This window comes from Azomonas agilis (assembly GCF_007830255.1).
GTDB lineage: Bacteria > Pseudomonadota > Gammaproteobacteria > Pseudomonadales > Pseudomonadaceae > Azomonas > Azomonas agilis.
Window position 1 is genome coordinate 114,687 of record NZ_VLKG01000006.1, and the last position, 17,672, is coordinate 132,358.

The 17,672-nt window shown below is 51.4% G+C and carries 14 protein-coding genes; 4 read left to right on the top strand and 10 right to left on the bottom strand.

What is annotated here, in order from left to right:
• Nucleotides 1–23 precede the first annotated feature (23 nt).
• From cmk to mtnA, 7 genes are all read right to left on the bottom strand, one after another.
• Nucleotides 24–728: a (d)CMP kinase gene (cmk, locus tag LX59_RS09460; RefSeq protein WP_144571614.1), complete on the bottom strand. Its 705-nt coding sequence runs from the start codon at nt 726–728 to the stop codon at nt 24–26.
• Nucleotides 725–2,950 (bottom strand): bifunctional prephenate dehydrogenase/3-phosphoshikimate 1-carboxyvinyltransferase, encoded by a 2,226-nt coding sequence (locus LX59_RS09465; protein ID WP_144571615.1) that lies wholly within the window; start codon nt 2,948–2,950, stop codon nt 725–727. The genes cmk and LX59_RS09465 overlap by 4 nt, the downstream gene beginning before the upstream one ends.
• On the bottom strand, nt 2,947–4,056 hold the full coding sequence (gene hisC / locus LX59_RS09470) for a histidinol-phosphate transaminase (protein ID WP_144571616.1): 1,110 nt from the start codon (nt 4,054–4,056) through the stop codon (nt 2,947–2,949). Before hisC ends, LX59_RS09465 begins: the two co-directional genes overlap by 4 nt.
• Nucleotides 4,057–4,115: 59 nt before the next feature.
• Entirely contained in the window at nt 4,116–5,213 is a 1,098-nt protein-coding gene (pheA, locus tag LX59_RS09475) for a prephenate dehydratase (protein ID WP_144571617.1), read from the bottom strand.
• A complete protein-coding gene (gene serC, locus LX59_RS09480; protein WP_144571618.1) occupies nt 5,213–6,298 on the bottom strand; it encodes a 3-phosphoserine/phosphohydroxythreonine transaminase in 1,086 nt (361 codons plus the stop codon). The genes pheA and serC overlap by 1 nt, the downstream gene beginning before the upstream one ends.
• 48 nt (nt 6,299–6,346) lie before the next feature.
• Nucleotides 6,347–9,103 carry a DNA gyrase subunit A gene (gene gyrA, locus LX59_RS09485; RefSeq protein WP_144571619.1) on the bottom strand — a complete coding sequence of 919 codons (2,757 nt, stop codon included), beginning with the start codon at nt 9,101–9,103 and terminating at the stop codon, nt 6,347–6,349.
• Between the two features lie 79 nt (nt 9,104–9,182).
• Nucleotides 9,183–10,265: an S-methyl-5-thioribose-1-phosphate isomerase gene (gene mtnA / locus LX59_RS09490; protein ID WP_144571620.1), complete on the bottom strand. Its 1,083-nt coding sequence runs from the start codon at nt 10,263–10,265 to the stop codon at nt 9,183–9,185.
• A 172-nt stretch (nt 10,266–10,437) separates the two neighbouring features.
• On the opposite strand from mtnA, the gene LX59_RS09495 reads away from it, so the two are divergent.
• Genes LX59_RS09495 through LX59_RS09510 form a run of 4 tightly spaced genes read left to right on the top strand, consistent with a single transcriptional unit; the run spans nt 10,438 to nt 13,973 of the window.
• Nucleotides 10,438–11,769, top strand: coding sequence for a TRZ/ATZ family hydrolase (locus tag LX59_RS09495; protein WP_144571621.1), 1,332 nt, complete (start codon nt 10,438–10,440; stop codon nt 11,767–11,769).
• A 30-nt stretch (nt 11,770–11,799) separates the two neighbouring features.
• The gene (gene ubiG, locus LX59_RS09500; RefSeq protein WP_144571622.1) at nt 11,800–12,498 is read left to right on the top strand and encodes a bifunctional 2-polyprenyl-6-hydroxyphenol methylase/3-demethylubiquinol 3-O-methyltransferase UbiG; all 699 of its coding nucleotides are present in this window, start codon (nt 11,800–11,802) and stop codon (nt 12,496–12,498) included.
• Nucleotides 12,498–13,169 (top strand): N-acetylmuramic acid 6-phosphate phosphatase MupP, encoded by a 672-nt coding sequence (mupP, locus tag LX59_RS09505; RefSeq protein ID WP_144571623.1) that lies wholly within the window; start codon nt 12,498–12,500, stop codon nt 13,167–13,169. The genes ubiG and mupP overlap by 1 nt, the downstream gene beginning before the upstream one ends.
• A 33-nt stretch (nt 13,170–13,202) precedes the next feature.
• Nucleotides 13,203–13,973: a YciK family oxidoreductase gene (locus LX59_RS09510; protein WP_144571624.1), complete on the top strand. Its 771-nt coding sequence runs from the start codon at nt 13,203–13,205 to the stop codon at nt 13,971–13,973.
• Nucleotides 13,974–13,980: 7 nt separating this feature from the next.
• Here the strand turns inward: LX59_RS09510 and LX59_RS09515 are convergent, their stop codons facing one another.
• Genes LX59_RS09515 through flgK form a run of 3 tightly spaced genes read right to left on the bottom strand, consistent with a single transcriptional unit; the run spans nt 13,981 to nt 17,672 of the window.
• Complete coding sequence (locus tag LX59_RS09515) at nt 13,981–14,349, bottom strand: ComEA family DNA-binding protein (RefSeq protein ID WP_144571625.1); 369 nt, start codon at nt 14,347–14,349, stop codon at nt 13,981–13,983.
• A gap of 49 nt (nt 14,350–14,398) precedes the next feature.
• On the bottom strand, nt 14,399–15,637 hold the full coding sequence (gene flgL / locus LX59_RS09520; protein WP_144571626.1) for a flagellar hook-associated protein FlgL: 1,239 nt from the start codon (nt 15,635–15,637) through the stop codon (nt 14,399–14,401).
• Between the two features lie 13 nt (nt 15,638–15,650).
• Nucleotides 15,651–17,672, bottom strand: coding sequence for a flagellar hook-associated protein FlgK (gene flgK, locus LX59_RS09525; protein WP_144571627.1), 2,022 nt, complete (start codon nt 17,670–17,672; stop codon nt 15,651–15,653).

Sequence of the window (17,672 nt, forward strand, 5' to 3'; positions counted from 1 at the left end):
GTCGGCGTTCTTAGGGTATCGATTTAGACTTGACGCTCAGCGCAAAGGTTGCGTTGAATGGCTGCATCTAGGATGTACTTCAGCACCTGATCAATAGATAGGCTGGTTGAGTCTAGGGACAGTGCATCAGGAGCTGCTACTAAAGGGGCTATAGCTCGCTGAGTATCCCGTGCATCCCGCGCGTTTATCTCGCCAAGTAAGCTGGTAAGAGTAACATCCGGGCTTTTGTCCTTCAACTGAAGATAGCGTCTACGCGCTCGCTCTTCGGCAGAAGCGGTTAGGAATATTTTCAGGGGGGCATCTGGAAACACGACGGTGCCCATGTCCCGCCCATCAGCAATGAGGCCCGGAGTTTGACGAAAATCCCTTTGCCGTTGCAGCAGTGCAGCCCGTACTTGCGGTAAAGCTGCAACCTTTGAGGCACCAGCGCCCACTTGCTCAGTACGGATGCAGTCTGTTACTGACTGCCCCTCAAGCAAAATGTTGGCTGGGCTTTGCTCGGTGGCCGGAATAAAGCGCACATCCAAACCAGCGGCTAATTCAGAGAGTTTAGCTTCCTGATCCAGGGGAATTTGATGGTATTCAGCCGCCAAAGCCACTAAGCGATAGATGGCCCCGGAGTCTAATAGGCTCCAACCTAAGTGCCGAGCTAATAGGCTGGCGATGGTTCCCTTACCTGAACCACTGGGGCCATCAATGGCAATAACTGGAATGATCGAAGCACTCATGATGCGGACTCTTTGTTGACGTGCATCCCCGCTTTTTGAGCCAATTCAAGGAAGTTCGGGAATGAGGTGGCCACGTTAGCGCAGTCGTGGATGCGAATCGGGGCGATCGCTCTTAAAGCTGCAACACTGAAGGACATAGCGATACGGTGATCTCCGTGACTAAACACCTCACCTCCGCCGATGGCTCCCCCTTCAATGACGATGCCGTCCGGCGTGGGAGTCGCTTTAACACCCAGCGTATGCAAACCATCGGCCATGACCTGAATACGGTCTGACTCTTTAACTCGCAACTCTTCAGCACCCCGTAAAACAGTGCGGCCACTGGCACAGGCGGCGGCGATAAAGAGTACGGGGAATTCATCAATGGCTAAAGGCACTAAATCTTCAGGGATATCAATGCCTTTCAAAGCGGCTGAGCGTACACGAATATCCGCTACGGGCTCACCACCCACCTCACGCGGATTGAGCAGCTCAATATTCGCGCCCATCAGCTTCAGGATATCAATGACACCTGTACGGGTTGGGTTGACCCCCACATGCTCTAAAACGAGATCAGAACCCTCAGCGATACTGGCTGCTACTAAGAAGAAAGCCGCTGAAGAAATATCCGCCGGTACTTCGATTTTAGTGGCTTTTAGGCTATGACCTGCTTCAAGGCGGGCGGTACGACCTTCTACGGTTACGGGATAACCGAAACCACGCAGCATGCGCTCGGTATGATCACGAGTAGGTGCAGGCTCGGTCACAGAGGTAGTGCCTTTGGCATACAAACCCGCGAGTAACAGGCAAGACTTTACCTGCGCACTGGCCATAGGCATTTCGTAATGCATGGCCGTCAGGCGTTGGCCACCCTTGATGTTTAGGGGTGGACGACCTTCTGGGCCGGTTTCAATGACGGCTCCCATTTCGCGCAGCGGTTTAGCCACACGGTTCATGGGACGTTTAGACAGAGAGGGATCACCCGTTAAAACGCTGTCGAAGGGTTGGGCAGCCAGCAAACCGGACAGTAGACGCATAGAGGTGCCGGAGTTACCCAGATACAGCGGGCCGGGTGGCGGCTTTAAGCCATGCAGACCCACTCCATGCACGGTTACACGGCCTTGTTGCGGGCCTTCAATGACCACACCCATATCGCGGAAGGCTTGGATGGTGGCTAGGGCATCTTCGCCCTCTAAAAAGCCTTCCACCTCGGTGACTCCGTCAGCTAGGGAGCCCAACATAATGGAGCGATGGGAAATGGATTTATCTCCCGGAACACGCAAATGCCCTGTCAGAGCGCCGCCACACTGAGCCAGAAAAATCACATTATTAGAATTCATAACGTCCACATAAGCCCGGCGGGCCAGAATTTTGCTGAAATGTTCGCGAGCCACCCGTGCTCGGGTAAAAACTCCGAGCAAGTGGTGTCCGTCTTCTGCCACAAGCGCATCACGCAAGCGTTCAATGTCTGCGGTAAAAACATCCAATATGTTGAGTACGGCATCCCGATTAGCCAAAAAGATGTCATGCCACATGATAGGATCACTACCCGCAATACGGGTGAAATCCCGAAAGCCTCCCGCAGCATAACGAAATATGTCTTGGTTTTCGTGATGACGCGCTAGGGAATCAACCAGCCCAAAAGCCAATAAATGCGGCAAATGGCTGGTAGCCGCCAAAACTTCATCGTGATGCTTGACCTCCATTGACTCTACATCTGCGCCTAAGGCACGCCATAAATGCTCAACCAAAGCCAAGGCTTGTGGGTCAGTTTGAGCATTGGGCGTTAAAATCACCTTATGCCGGCGAAATAAAGCACTGTTCGCAGCAGTCACGCCGCTTTGCTCAGAGCCTGCAATGGGATGGCCAGGCACAAACCAAGGAGGCATTGTCCCAAAAGCACGAGCAGCACAACGCACGACATTGCCCTTAGCACTGCCCACATCGGTTAAGACCGCTTGCCCTAAATCCATCTCAGCCAGATGCTCTAATACCCGCTCTAAGGCCAAAATAGGCACAGCAATTTGGATGACATCAGCGCCTTGGCACGCCTGTTCAAGGGTATCGGCACAGCGGTCAACTACCCCTAACTCAACCGCTAAAGCTTGGCTACGTGCATCTAGGTCAAAACCCACAACCTCGCGGAACAGACCTAATTCGCGTATCCCTTTGGCAAAAGAGCCGCCAATCAGCCCCAAGCCAATGACTACGAGCCGCTGTAATGGTTTCTGGGCGGCTGTCACTGAGACAGTACCTCATGTAAAGCCTGTAAGAAGCGCGCATTCTCTTGCTCCGTACCGATGGAGACACGCAAAAAACTTGGCATTGCATAACCGGCAACGGGGCGAACGATCACGCCTTGATGCAGTAAGGCTTGATTGATAGGTGCCGCATCACGGCCAAAATCCACGGCAATAAAGTTACCGCGTGAAGGAATCCAACTCAGACCTAGTGCTTTTAAACCAACCTCTAACTGCTGCATACCGGCAGTATTTGCTTGACGACTACGCTGTAGATAATCCACATCTTCCAGCGCTGCTGTTGCCGCTGCCAAAGCCAAGCTGTTGACGTTAAAAGGCTGCCGTACTCGATTGAGTACAGCAGCAATTTCAGGTGAGGATGCGGCATACCCCACTCGCAGGGCTGCCAGCCCGTAAGCCTTGGAAAAAGTACGGGAGACCAATAAGTTGGGATAAGCGGCTAAAAATTGCATACCGTCGGGTAACTCATCACCTTCAGCGTATTCAATATAAGCCTCATCTAAAACAACCAGTACTCGACTCGGAACCTGCTGCAAAAACTGTTCTAAAGCTTGTGGGCCAAACCAAGTACCGGTGGGGTTATTAGGATTAGCAATAAATACCACACGGGTATGGTCATCAATCGCGGCCAACAGGGCTTCCAGATCGTGGCCCCAGTCTTTAGCTGGCACGACCTTACCCTGTGCGCCCACCGCTTGCGTAGCTATGGGATAAACCGCAAAAGCATGGGCACTGAACACCGCATTCAGCCCTGGCCCCAACCAAGCATGGGCGACCATTTCCAAAATGTCGTTGGAACCATTACCTAGAGTAATTTGCTCCAAGTTCAGGTTGTAATGGCGGGCTAAGGCTTCTTTAAGTACAAAGCCATTGCCATCAGGGTAGCGAGTCAGTTCGGCTAATTCGTTCTGAATGGCGGCCAGCGCTTTAGGACTGGGGCCTAGGGGATTTTCATTACTAGCCAGCTTAACGATACCCGCCGGATCAAGATTTAGCTCGCGGGCTAGCTCATCTACCGGCTTACCCGGTACATAGGGTGACAGCTTTTGTACCCCCGGCAGGGCCAGGGCCAGAAAATCACAGCTCATAAAAACGCCTCGGGGGAACCGGCTGCCAGACCGCTCAGCGCTCCAACAGCCCAGTAAAGTTACAGTACGGCTTTGGGGTAAGAGCCCAACACTTTGAGCGCCACAGCCTCTTGGCTGATTTTCTCCAATGCTCCTTTTACCAGTGGGTCTTGGTGATGGCCCACAAGGTCGATGAAGAAGGCGTAAGTCCACTTGCCGCTGCGGGTTGGGCGAGTCTCAATGCGCGTCAAGTCAATACCGTTCTCGTGGAACGGCTTGAGTAACTCGTAGAGCGCGCCCGGTTTGTTGCGGGTGGAGACGATAATGGAGGTTTTATCATCCCCTGTCGGTGGAACGGCTTGGGTGCCGATGATCAAAAAGCGCGTGGAGTTGTCCGGGCGATCCTCAATCTTCTCTGCCAGATAGGTCAGGCCATAGAGCTTAGCGGCCATATCCCCAGCAATGGCTGCGCTGTTCCACTCGGTTTTAACCCGTTTGGCTGCATCGGCGTTGCTGGGAACGGCCACCCGCTCGACATTCGGATAGTGCGCGTCCAACCACTTGCGGCATTGGGCCAAGGATTGAGCGTGGGAGTAAATCCGAGTGATGCGGTCGGTACGGGTATTTTCACCCACCAGCAGATGATGATGGATGCGCAGCTCCACTTCACCGCAAATCAGCAAATCGTGTTCTAGGAAGCTGTCCAGGGTGTGGTTGACGGCCCCTTCGGTGGAGTTTTCCACGGGTACCACGCCAAAGTTTACGGCGTTGGCGACCACTTCGCGGAATACCTCATCAATGGCTGCCATAGGCAGGCTTTTCACCGAATGCCCAAAGTGCTTGAGGGCGGCCGCTTGAGTGAAGGTTCCCTCTGGGCCTAGATAAGCCACCTTGAGGGTCTGCTCCAGCGCCAAACAGGAGGACATGATCTCGCGGAATAAACGTGCTACCTCTTCACCACTCAGGGGGCCTTTATTCAGCTCCATGATGTGCTTGAGTACCCAAGCTTCGCGCTCAGGCCGGTAAAACACCGGCTCCTCACCTTCAGCCAAGTTCGCCATTTTGACGTGGGCGACTTCTTGGGCACAGCGCGCACGCTCGCTGATCAGTTCGAGGATGCGCTCGTCTAGGGTGTCGATGCGCACCCGCAAGGCTTTGAGCTGATCGGTAGCGCTCATCAGCCGTGCTCCTTCTCGAACTCAGCCATATAGGCTAAGAGCGCATCCACTGCGGCTTCGTCCACGGCATTGTAGATAGAGGCCCGCATGCCGCCTACTGAGCGATGGCCTTTAAGGTTCAGCAAACCACGCGCATCTGCACCCGCCAAGAAGGGCTTGTCCAGCTTCTCATCCGCCAAACGGAAGGGGATGTTCATCCACGAGCGGTCATTTTTGGCAATGGGGTTGGTGTACAGGCCGCTGGCATCAATGAAGTCATACAGCTTTTGCTGTTTACGCTGGTTGATCGCCCCCATGGCCTCCAAACCGCCCTGCTCTTTCAGCCACTCGAAGATCAGGCCCGCCAAGTACCACGCCAGCGTTGGCGGGGTGTTGTACATCGAGCCGTTATCCGCCGCCACCTTGTAGTCGAGCATGGTCGGGCAAATGCTGCGCGCGCGACCGAGTAAATCCTCACGCACGATGGTTACCACCAAGCCACTGGGGCCGATGTTTTTCTGGGCACCGGCGTAGATCAGGCCAAAGCGCGAAACATCCAGAGGACGCGAGAGGATGGTGGAAGACATATCCGCCACCAGCGGGACATCGCCGGTTTCAGGAATCCAGCCAAACTCCAGACCACCAATGGTTTCGTTGGGCGTGTAATGCACATAGGCCGCATCCGCCGACAACTTCCATTCGTTTTGCCCGGGGATGGTGAAGTAATCGTAGGCCTTGGCACTGGCAGCCACGTTCACACGGCCATAACGACCGGCTTCTTCAATGGCTTTTTTCGACCAGATACCGGTATCGATGTAATCGGCTTTACCGTTTTCCGGCAGCAAGTTGAGCGGAATCTGAGCAAACTGCTGGCTGGCACCGCCTTGCAGGAACAGCACCTTATAGTCGGAAGGAATGGAGAGCAGATCGCGCAGATCCTGCTCAGCCTTGGTGGCGATGCCTACAAACTCATCGCTACGGTGGCTCATCTCCATCACCGACAGGCCTTTGCCTTGCCAGTCCAACAGCTCAGCTTGAGCTTTTTTCAATACCGCTTCCGGAAGTGCCGCCGGGCCGGCGCAGAAGTTGTAGGCGCGTTTGCTCACGTTGCTTCTCTCGATTCGTTCAGTGACCCTGAAAGCCTTCAGGGTGGATTAATGCTCTTCTTCGTTGCTGGCGTTGATGGCCATGGCTTCGAGTTCATCCTCGCCCACAGCTTCCTCGCTTGCTTCAAGGCTGTCCAGTCCCTCGTCGGAAGGCTCTTGAACCCGCTCCAACCCTACCAAATGCTCGTCCTCAGCCAGCTTAATCAGGGTGACGCCCTGGGTGTTACGGCCCAGTAGGGAAACCTCATCCACCCGCGTCCGCACCAGCGTGCCTTGGTCGGAAATCAGCATGATTTCTTCGCCATCCAGCACTTGGATTGCGCTAACCAAAGCGCCGTTACGCTCGTTGGTGACCATGGCGATAACACCCTGACCGCCTCGGCCTCGGCGTGGGAACTTAGAAAGCGGTGTCCGCTTACCATAACCGCGCTCAGAGGCAGTCAAAATTTGAGCCCCTGACTCTGGAATTAACATTGAAATCAGTTGCTGATCTTTACTCAAACGCATACCTCGAACGCCGCGTGCTGCGCGCCCCATGATACGCACAACACTTTCCGCGAAACGGATCACTTTGCCTGCGCTAGAGAACAACATGACTTCTTTCGAGCCATCGGTGATCGCAGCCGCAATTAGGGTATCCCCCTCGTCCAACTTCAAAGCAATCAAGCCATTACTACGAGGCTTGCTAAATTGCACCAGCGGAGTTTTCTTCACTGTACCGAACGCTGTGGCCATGAAAATATAAGCACCTGTTGGCTCGGCAACCAACTCCGGCGTTTCACCCTCTGATTCGTCAGTTGTATCAGACTCAGTGACAACTTCGCCTTCGATAACAGCCACTTCCTCGTCTAAATCCTCTTCGCCTCCAGATTGCTGCAATGCTTCTAAGTCAACAGAAAGCATGGCGGTAATACGCTCACCCTCCATCAAGGGCAGCAAATTGACCAGAGGACGACCCCGTGCCGTGCGCGAAGCTTCGGGGATTTCGTAGGTCTTCAGCCAATAGACCTTGCCCTTGCTGGAGAACAGCAACAGCGTGGTGTGACTGTTGGCGACCAGCAGATGCTCCACATAGTCTTCGTCTTTTACCCCGGTAGCCGCTTTACCCCGTCCGCCACGGCGTTGCGCTTGATACGCCGCCAAGGGTTGGGTCTTGGCGTAGCCACCGTGGGAAATGGTCACTACCCGCTCTTCTTCAGTGATCAGGTCAGCAATAGTCAAATCTACGCGCGAGGCGGTGATCTCAGTCCGGCGCTTATCACCAAATTCAGTCTTAACCTTCTCTAACTCTTCCCGAATCACTTCCATCAGCCGCTCTTGGCTGGTCAGGATGCGGATCAGTTCACCGATTTGAGTCAGAATTTCCTGATATTCAGCCAGCAGCTTATCGTGCTCTAGGCCGGTTAAACGGTGCAGGCGCAATTCCAGAATGGCTTGAGCTTGCTCTGGCGATAGGTAATAGCGGCCTTCGCGCAGTCCGTATTCTTCGGGCAGATCGTCCGGGCGGCAGGTTTCAGCTCCTGCCCGTGCAACCATGGCCTCGACAGCACTGGACTCCCAAGCAGTGGCCAGCAAGCGCTCTTTGGCTTCTGCGGGGCTGGGTGAGGCTTTGATCAGCTCAATCACGGGATTAATGTTGGACAGAGCAACCGCTTGGCCTTCCAGAATATGGCCGCGCTCACGGGCTTTGCGCAGCTCATACACCGTGCGCCGGGTCACGACTTCGCGGCGGTGGCGCACAAAGGCTTCTAAGCAATCTTTGAGGTTCAGCAAACGCGGCTGGCCATCTACCAGCGCCACCATGTTAATACCGAACACGTTTTGCAACTGGGTCTGAGCATAGAGATTATTCAGCACCACGTCCGGCACTTCACCGCGACGCAGCTCAATCACCACTCGCATGCCATCTTTATCAGACTCGTCGCGCAGCTCAGTGATGCCTTCGATCTTCTTCTCTTTAACCAGCTCGGCGATTTTTTCAATCAAGCGCGCTTTGTTGACCTGATAAGGCAGCTCAGTCACCACTAACTGCTGGCGGTTACTGCCTTTATCCATGTCCTCAATATCAACCTTGGCGCGCACATAAATACGGCCACGGCCCGTACGGTAGGCCTCAATAATGCCTGCACGCCCGTTGATAATGCCCGCTGTGGGGAAGTCCGGGCCTGGGATGTACTGCATTAAGTCATCGACCGACAAGTCTGCGTTGTCGATCAATGCCAAACAGCCGTCAATGACTTCATTGAGGTTGTGCGGCGGAATATTGGTGGCCATACCCACAGCAATACCACTAGAACCGTTGACCAGCAGATTGGGAATACGAGTGGGCAGTACGGCGGGGATTTTTAAGGAGCCGTCGTAGTTATCCACCCAATCTACGGTTTCCTTGTCCAGATCGGCCAGTAACTCGTGGGTGAACTTAAACATCCGTACTTCGGTGTAACGCATGGCCGCTGCAGAGTCGCCGTCCACCGAGCCGAAGTTTCCTTGGCCATTGACCAGCATATAGCGCAGAGAGAACGGCTGGGCCATACGCACGATGGTGTCGTATACCGCTGAGTCGCCGTGGGGATGGTATTTACCGATCACATCCCCCACGATCCGCGCTGATTTGAGGTAAGGTTTATTCCAGTCGTTGCCCATTTCGCTCATGGCGTACAGCACCCGACGATGCACCGGCTTAAGGCCATCGCGTACATCCGGCAAAGCCCGACCAACAATGACGCTCATGGCATAGTCGAGGTATGACTGTTTCAGCTCATCTTCGATATTGACCGGGAGAATTTCTTTGGCCAGTTCGCCCATGGAAAGCCCTATTCCTTATTGTCAGCAGGGGTATTACAAAGGGGGAGATAGTAACACAGAGCCGGGTATCTACTCATGCTTAATGCAGTCGCCGACGACTCATCAGGGCGGCCATCTTCTCAGCATTGGGCCGCTCCACCACGCCTTTCTCTGTGATAATGGCATCAATCAAATCGGCGGGGGTTACATCAAACACGGGATTAAAAGCTTCTACTTCAGCAGCAAAGCGCTGGCCATGAACCTCTAACAACTCAGTACCCGCCCGCTCCTCGATGGGAATTTCATCCCCTGAAGCCAATTGCATATCAATAGTAGAGCTAGGAGCCACCACCATGAAACGCACGCCGTGGTGCATGGCTAGAACGGCCAATTGATACGTACCGATTTTGTTGGCGACATCACCATTGGCGGTAATGCGATCAGCCCCCACGATGACCCAAGTAATGGCTCCAGATTTCATTAAGTGCGCCGCGGCCGAATCCGCATTGAGGCTAACAGGAATACCCTCTCCGGCTAGCTCAAACGCTGTCAACCTTGAGCCTTGCAGCCAAGGACGAGTCTCATCAGCATGTACCCGCTCGACCAAACCTTCCAAGTAGGCAGCACGAATCACCCCTAAGGCCGTACCAAAACCGCCTGTAGCCAAGGCTCCCGTATTACAGTGGGTTAAGAGGTGCTGTGGGCCCGCTTTGTGTTTGCGGATCAAATCCACCCCAAATTGGGCCATGGTTAGATTGGCTTCACGATCCGCTTCATGCAAGGCAATGGCTTCGGCTTCCATCTGTGCCAGCAACTCGACTTCTGGCAGAGCGGATAAAGCGTTCAAACGCTCCCGCATGCGATCCAGCGCCCAAAACAGGTTAACCGCCGTAGGCCGAGAAGCTGCCAAAATCTGAAAATCCTCATCCAGCGCCAAGCGCCAGTGACCACCAGCCGCCAAACGGGCCCGTAATGCCAATACCACGCCATAAGCCGCAGTGATACCGATAGCCGGAGCGCCACGCACCACCATATCGCGAATAGCTTGGGCAACGGTTGCGGCAGAATCATAAACCAGCCATTGCTCTTCAAGCGGTAAACAGCGCTGATCGAGCAGATAAAGGTTGCCAGACTGCCACCGAATGGCGGTTACCTTTTCAGCCGCTAATAAACGCTCACGCATGATGCCTGCCCTGACTTCAAAAGCTGTCTATTGTACGCCAAAACAGTTCAGGCTGCTGAATCTAGCAATAATCTTCATTACAAAGGGCGATCTTCTGGTTTTAACCCACACAGATTGGGAAGCTTTGATTTACACTTTTGGTTTGTTTTCATTTCGGTTAGGAACCCTCACTATGCCTGCCCCAACCCCTTTGGATCTATTACTGCTTCCAAGTTGGCTGGTACCGATCGAACCGGCTGGTGTTGTGCTGAAGGATTATGCCCTTGGTATCCGTGATGGGATAATTAGCCTACTCGCACCCCGTGACGAAGCCTTACAGCATCCAGCCAAGGAGGTATTAGAGCTTCCCGATATGCTGCTGAGCCCCGGATTGGTCAACGCACATGGACATGCGGCCATGACGCTATTCCGCGGGCTAGCGGACGATCTACCGCTCATGGACTGGTTAAATAACCACATTTGGCCCGCCGAAGGCCGCTGGGTCAATGAAGACTTCGTACGAGATGGCACCAACCTAGCTATTGCAGAACAGCTTAAAGGTGGGATTAGTTGTTTTTCGGATATGTATTTCTTTCCGCAAACTGCCTGCCAATCAGTACACGACGCTGGTATACGGGCCCAAATCAGCGTTCCTATTTTGGACTTTCCCATTCCCGGAGCTCCCAGCGCTGAAGAGGCCTTACGAATCGGGTTCCAACTGCACAATGACCTACGCCATCACCCACGCATCCGTATCGCTTTAGGCCCCCACGCCCCCTATACCGTGAGCGATGCTACCCTAGAAAACTTGCGCCAAATGGCTGAAGAGCAAGATTTAGCCATCCACATGCATGTACATGAAACCTGCCATGAGGTTCATGAAGCGCTACATCGCAATAATGAGCGGCCATTGGCTCGACTGGCTCGACTGCAACTGCTGGGGCCACGCTTTCAAGCAGTACATATGACCCAGGTTAATGAAGAAGATTTAGCCCTACTTACGCGCTACAACTGCCAGATTATCCACTGCCCAGAATCCAATCTGAAATTAGCCAGCGGATTTTGCCCGGTGCAACAGCTCTGGGAGGCCGGAGTGAACGTGGCCATAGGCACCGACGGAGCCGCCAGTAATAACGACCTAGACTTACTGGGAGAAACCCGCACTGCCGCTCTGCTGGCTAAAGCCGTTTCCGGCTCAGCTACCGCTTTAAATGCCCATCAAGCCCTACGCATGGCGACCCTTAATGGAGCCCGAGCCCTAGGCCTAGAGGATCAGATTGGCTCTTTGGAGTTAGGTAAACAGGCCGACATCGTGGCTTTTGACCTTTCAGGATTGAGCCAACAACCTTTATATGATCCCGTATCCCAACTGATTTACGCAGGCAATCGCAACCAAGCGCGCCACCTTTGGGTTGCTGGAAAAAAGCTTCTGGACAACTATCAGTTGACGCAACTGGACGAAACTCAGCTTATTGCCACAGCCAAAGCCTGGGCACAAAAAATTGGCGAAGCTACTTCTGCTTAACCGCTAACTGTTTTTAAAAGGTATTCCTCCATGAGCAACATTGACTACGCAGAAATCGCTAAATTTGAAGCCTTAGCCCACCGCTGGTGGGATCGTGAAAGTGAATTCAAACCCCTGCACGAGATCAATCCCTTACGAGTCAACTGGATTGATGAACACATCTCCTTAGCCGGAAAAAAAGTTTTGGATGTCGGCTGTGGAGGAGGAATTCTCAGCGAATCTATGGCCCGTCGTGGTGCAACAGTAACCGCCATTGATATGGGAGAAGCGCCCTTAGCCGTAGCCCGCTTACACCAATTGGAGTCAGGCTTACAGATTGATTACCGGCAAATCACGGCGGAGGCCTTAGCCAAAGAGTTACCCGGCCAATTTGATGTAGTTACCTGCATGGAAATGCTGGAGCACGTCCCTGATCCCCTGTCTGTCATCCGAGCCTGTGCTCAATTGGTAAAACCGGGTGGCCAAGTGTTTTTCTCTACCCTCAACCGCAACCCAAAATCCTACCTACTAGCCATCATTGGGGCTGAATACCTGCTGAAACTGTTGCCTCGTGGCACCCATGACTTCAAGAAATTTATCCGCCCATCAGAGCTGGGTGCTTGGGCTCGTACAGCCGACTTAGAAGTACGGGATATTATTGGTACTACCTATAATCCCCTGACTAAAATTTACAAGTTATCCTCAGACGTTGATGTCAACTACATGATCCAAACCATCAAGGAACACTGATGTCACTACGCGCCGTTTTATTCGACATGGATGGCACTCTACTGGATACCGCTCCCGACTTTATCGCCATCATCCAAGATATGCGCCATAACCGAGGCTTAGAGCCCGTACCTGAAGCCTGCATCCGAACCGTTGCCTCTGGGGGTGCTAAAGCGATGATCTTGGCAGGCTTTGAGGTAGACCCAGACTCGGAAGTTTGCGAAGCCTTACGCCAAGAGTTCTTAGAACACTACAGCCAGCGTTGTGCAGTTCACAGCAGCCTGTTTGAAGGCATGGATGAATTACTGCGCGATATTGAGCAGGCCAAACTCTCTTGGGGGGTGGTAACTAACAAACCACTGCGTTTCGCTGAGCCCATCATGCAGCAGCTTGGCTTAGCCTCAAGATCAGCGGTTTTAGTCTGCCCAGAGCATGTGCAACGCAGTAAGCCCGACCCAGAGCCCGTGTTACTGGCTTGCCAACAGCTTGGGCTACAGCCTGCAGAGGTGCTATTTATCGGAGATGATCGGCGCGATATTGAATCAGGCCAAGCCGCAGGATGCCGCACCCTAGCCGTCAGCTATGGTTATATTCATCCGCAAGATAATGCTCACCACTGGGGTGCAGATGCTGTCATCGACCAGCCTAGTGATTTACGCAAAATATTGGATCAAGCCATCTGCCGTTGCTGATGAGACCCTCAACTTCATTTAAAAAGAGTTTTTATGTTCTCCTATACTGCCCCTGCTCATTTACTGCATCAGCGCATCATTCTTGTGACCGGGGCAGGTCGCGGCATAGGCGCAGCAGCAGCTAAAGCCTACGCTGCGCATGGAGCAACGGTTTTATTACTGGGCAAAACCGAGGCGCACCTAAGCTCGGTTTATGATGAGATCGAAGCCGCTGGCCATCCACAACCTGTCTCCATTCCTTTTGATCTGGAAACGGCTAAACCCAAAGATTACCAAGCCCTAGTTCAACTGATACAACAAAACTTTGGGCGCTTGGATGGCTTACTGCTGAATGCCTCCATCTTGGGGCCGCGTACCTCTATAGAACAATTAAGCCCCAAAGATTTTATGCAAGTCATGCAAATTAACCTCAACGCAACCCTGATGTTGACTCAGGCCTGTTTACCCCTGCTCAAGCAAGCAGAACAGGCTTCGGTTATTTTTACTTCCAGCAGTGTAGGACGCAAAGGCCGCGCCTATTGGGGAGCTTATGCCATTTCTAAGTTTGCCACCGAAGGCTTAATGCAGGTACTGGCTGATGAACTGGAAGGGGTAGAACCGATTAGAGTGAACAGCATCAATCCCGGTGGGACTCGTACCGATATGAGGGCTCAGGCGTACCCCGGAGAAAACCCCCTTGACCGTCCTAGCCCTGAAGAAATCATGCCTCTGTACCTCTACCTCATGGGAGCTGATAGCCGAGGTATCAACGGGCAGGCACTGGATGCACAAACCAACGCTACAATACCTCAGCCCATCTCCTAGAACTGAGTTAGTCCACAGTGAGTATGGCTCGGTTTTTCTCCAATGTGGCAGGCCCAATCCCCTTAACCTCTAATAAGTCATCTACTGAGGTAAAGGGGCCATGGGCCGTGCGGTGCTCCACGATGGCCTTAGCTTTAGCTGGGCCTATACCAATCAGAGCCCGATTCAGCGTCAGCTCATCAGCGGTATTTAGATTCACCTTAGCGGTCGCTACCAAAGACTCTGGCGGAGTCGGCGCACTGGGTTTATCGACAGAGGGTGTAGGTACTACCTCTTGCTGAGGCTTAACCTCCTCCTTTGCCTGCTCCGCATATCCTAGCGCAGCAGACAAACCCAAAACCAAACCCATCAGCGTATTTAGCAAAATTTTACTCATATAGAACTCCTTTTACTCCCTATCCCAATTAAAATACCAACCAAACAACCTACATAAAGTTAAACAGACTCAAACCATTAATCTGAACATAACTACGCTGAGCTGCTTCCAAAATAGTTTTTTGCAGCGCCAAGGTTGATATTGCTTCAGCATAATCAACTTCCCTTAAATCAGCCTGCATCGACTTATTGATCAATAATACATTATCATGATCCGTTTGCGTAATATCAATAACATTAAGCCGAGCGCCAATACTAGAGCGCGCTGAATCGACGCTATTAATACCATTGTCGATATTCGTTAAAGCAGCCGCTACCGAATCACGAATATCATAAGAAGTAGCTGAAGAATTCTCCAGTGACTGACGTAATTGAGCCAGAGTATCCAATATCCCCTGCTTACCCGCAGAAGTAGAAGAAGGCTGTACTCTGAAGACCTCACCTCCTGCGGGAGCACCATCTAACTGAATACTTACCCCAGCCACCAGCAATGTATCTGTACTCTCAGCATTGGAATCCATTTTTCCTGTTGCTAATACTTTGTCAGGATTAGACAAAGAATAGACTTCATAAGAGTTTGGATCATCGGTACTGAAGCGTACTTCTATGCCTGCATCTGGAAATTCTTTCGCAGCAGTTTCACTGATCACAACAGGATTAGAAACTCGCAACGTGGTATTATCTGTAGTGGAAACTACCGAAGTTGCAAAACGAGCCGCATTAGAAACAGCCCCAAATACCGTTTGACCATCGTTACTGATGGCCATAGTTAGAGAGTCTGCCACTTTAAGACTGCGCTGACCGGTATCCCCCTGATAGCTGTACGAACCATCCGCACTTTTAACAAAGGGCTGAGTTTTCGCCTGAAACCCGGAAAACAAGTAGTTTCCCTTAGCGTCCTTGGTATTCATCAAGCCTAGGAGTTGATTTTCATACTCCGATAGCTCAAGAGCTATAGCAGAACGCCCTTCAGCATCCAGCGCACCATTACCTGCCTGCCCAGCCAACTCTCTAACACTCTGCAAAATAGTATTAACAGAATTTAACGTGGTTTCTTGCTCTGTCAAACTACTTTGAGCCGTTTTTAAGTTACTTTGATATCGGTTTAAACTTTCCTGCTGCTTCTCTAATTGAATTAAGCGTACCGAGGCAACAGGGTCATCACCAGGAGTTAAAATGCGATTCCCGCTACTGATCTGCTCCTGAGTTTTGATCATTTTTGAGTAGTTGCGCTGTATCCCTGAAAGACCACTCTCAAAAGCTTGCAAAGTAGAAATACGTACGCTCATAAAAAGCTCCTATTTACCGAAAGGCTGCAAGCAGAGTGTCAAACATTGAACGAGCCACCTGAATAACCTGAGCAGAAGCATTATAATACTGCTCAAATTTAATTAAGTTGGCAGCCTCTTCATCTAAATCAACACCCGACAGAGAGTTTCTGCTATTGGTAGCCTGGGTTAATACAGCACCAGTTACCTGAACTTCCTGACGCGCTACTGCCGTAGTAGTACCTACAGACTCCACCATATTTCCGTAAGCATCAGACAAACTGTAACCTGAGCTACTGCGAGTAACTCCGAGAATTTGCTTATCCTGTAAATCAACTAAGGCTTGAGCATTACGGCCATCACCTACACCTTGGCTATTAAAAGATACCGTAAAGCTGTCGCCTTCTTTAGGAATTCCACTAAAATCTTGTTGAATATTATAGCTGACACTACTCGTCCCATTATTAATCGCCAAGCTATAACTTAGGGTATTTGTATTACTAGAATCAATTGAGATATTTTCGGGAGTAATAACGACCGAAAAACCATCAGGTACGTTAGGTGCTGTTGCAGTCAACTCCCCATCAGCATTATAAGTCCAAGTTATAGAGGAAATAGCCTCCAGACTTTCAAAATCAGATCCAGACGAACCCACAAGCTCAGGCTGGCCAATACTGCCTGTACCTGAGTTTTGGGCTGCTGCTTCACTACGCAAAGGGGCCGCTAACGCTAACTGATCAGGCTGGGTCAATATTGCTTGGATATCCCCAGCAGCCTGACGAGTGGGTAATAAAGTAAAACTATCTCCAGAAACTGGACTACCTGTTAAAGTCACACTAAAACCCTGATCCTGACCTAGAGTATCTTTAAAGGTCAGCACTCCTTGGTCATCTTGACTTACTTGGATAGAAGCACCATCGCTTAAGCGCAGAGCAGTATAGTTACTCCCATCAAATCTGAGTTGATAGTCACTCGCTACCAAATTAGCAGCACTTGTAATTCTTAAACTGCCATCTATTTCGGAACTATTATAAGTAGATGGTGTAACGCGCTGAGATGCTAAAGCGTCATCGTTAATATCCGTAAAAAGCGCGGCTCCACTGTTTCCGTTTAAATCAACCCCTTGAGATAACTGGGTATTTACTGCGTCTGAGAAAGCCAGCGCCATTTGCCCCAAAGAGTTTAAAGAGGGGATGAGCACTTTATCTCTAAAATCAATTAATCCACCTAAGGTGCCACCATTTAATTGCCCCGTAATCGCACGCTTAGAGCTTTCATTAACAAAGTTGATTTCAACCTGTGTAGGATCATCCACATCACGAGAAACCTCTAAAGCATTTACCTTTTCACCTACCACTAAAGGCTGCCCATTACCTATAAATACGTTTAATGTGCTGTTATCTTGCTGAACAACACTAACGCCGATATAAGAGGAAAGCTCTCTAATGGCTTCGTCACGACTATCCATCAACTCATTAGGCTGCTCGCCTTTAGAGCTTGCTGTTGCAATAGCTTCGTTTAACTTACCAATGGTCTCAGCCAGTCCATTAATTTGCGAACCAACTGCTCTAATTTCTTTATTAATTAATGAGTTTTGCTCAGAAATTGTCGCATTTAAGCTGTTAAAGCGTTGAGCTAAAGCTCCAGCATCTGAAAGCACTAATTGACGCGTTGTTGTATTAGCCGGATCGGTAGAGGCTGTCTGCAATGAAGTAAAAAAACTATCTAAAGCAGAACCAATACCCGTCGTAGAATCGGCTAATAAAGAATCTAGTGTTTCAACTTGAGACTGAAAAGCAACGGCATGGCTGTTTTTCGTGGTATTGGTGCGAACCTGCGTTGTTAAATACTCACTGTAGGCCCGACGCACACTCACCGCCGAGGTTCCCGACCCCACATAACCGGTATTAGCGACCCGAGTTGACTCTGCTATTTTGGTGACAATTTGCCGGCTATAACCGGGGGTGTCCACGTTGGCGATATTATGACCGGTAGTGGTTAGCTGTGTTCTGCTGGCAGTTAATCCGGAACGGCCAATACTGAGTAGGTCAGCCAT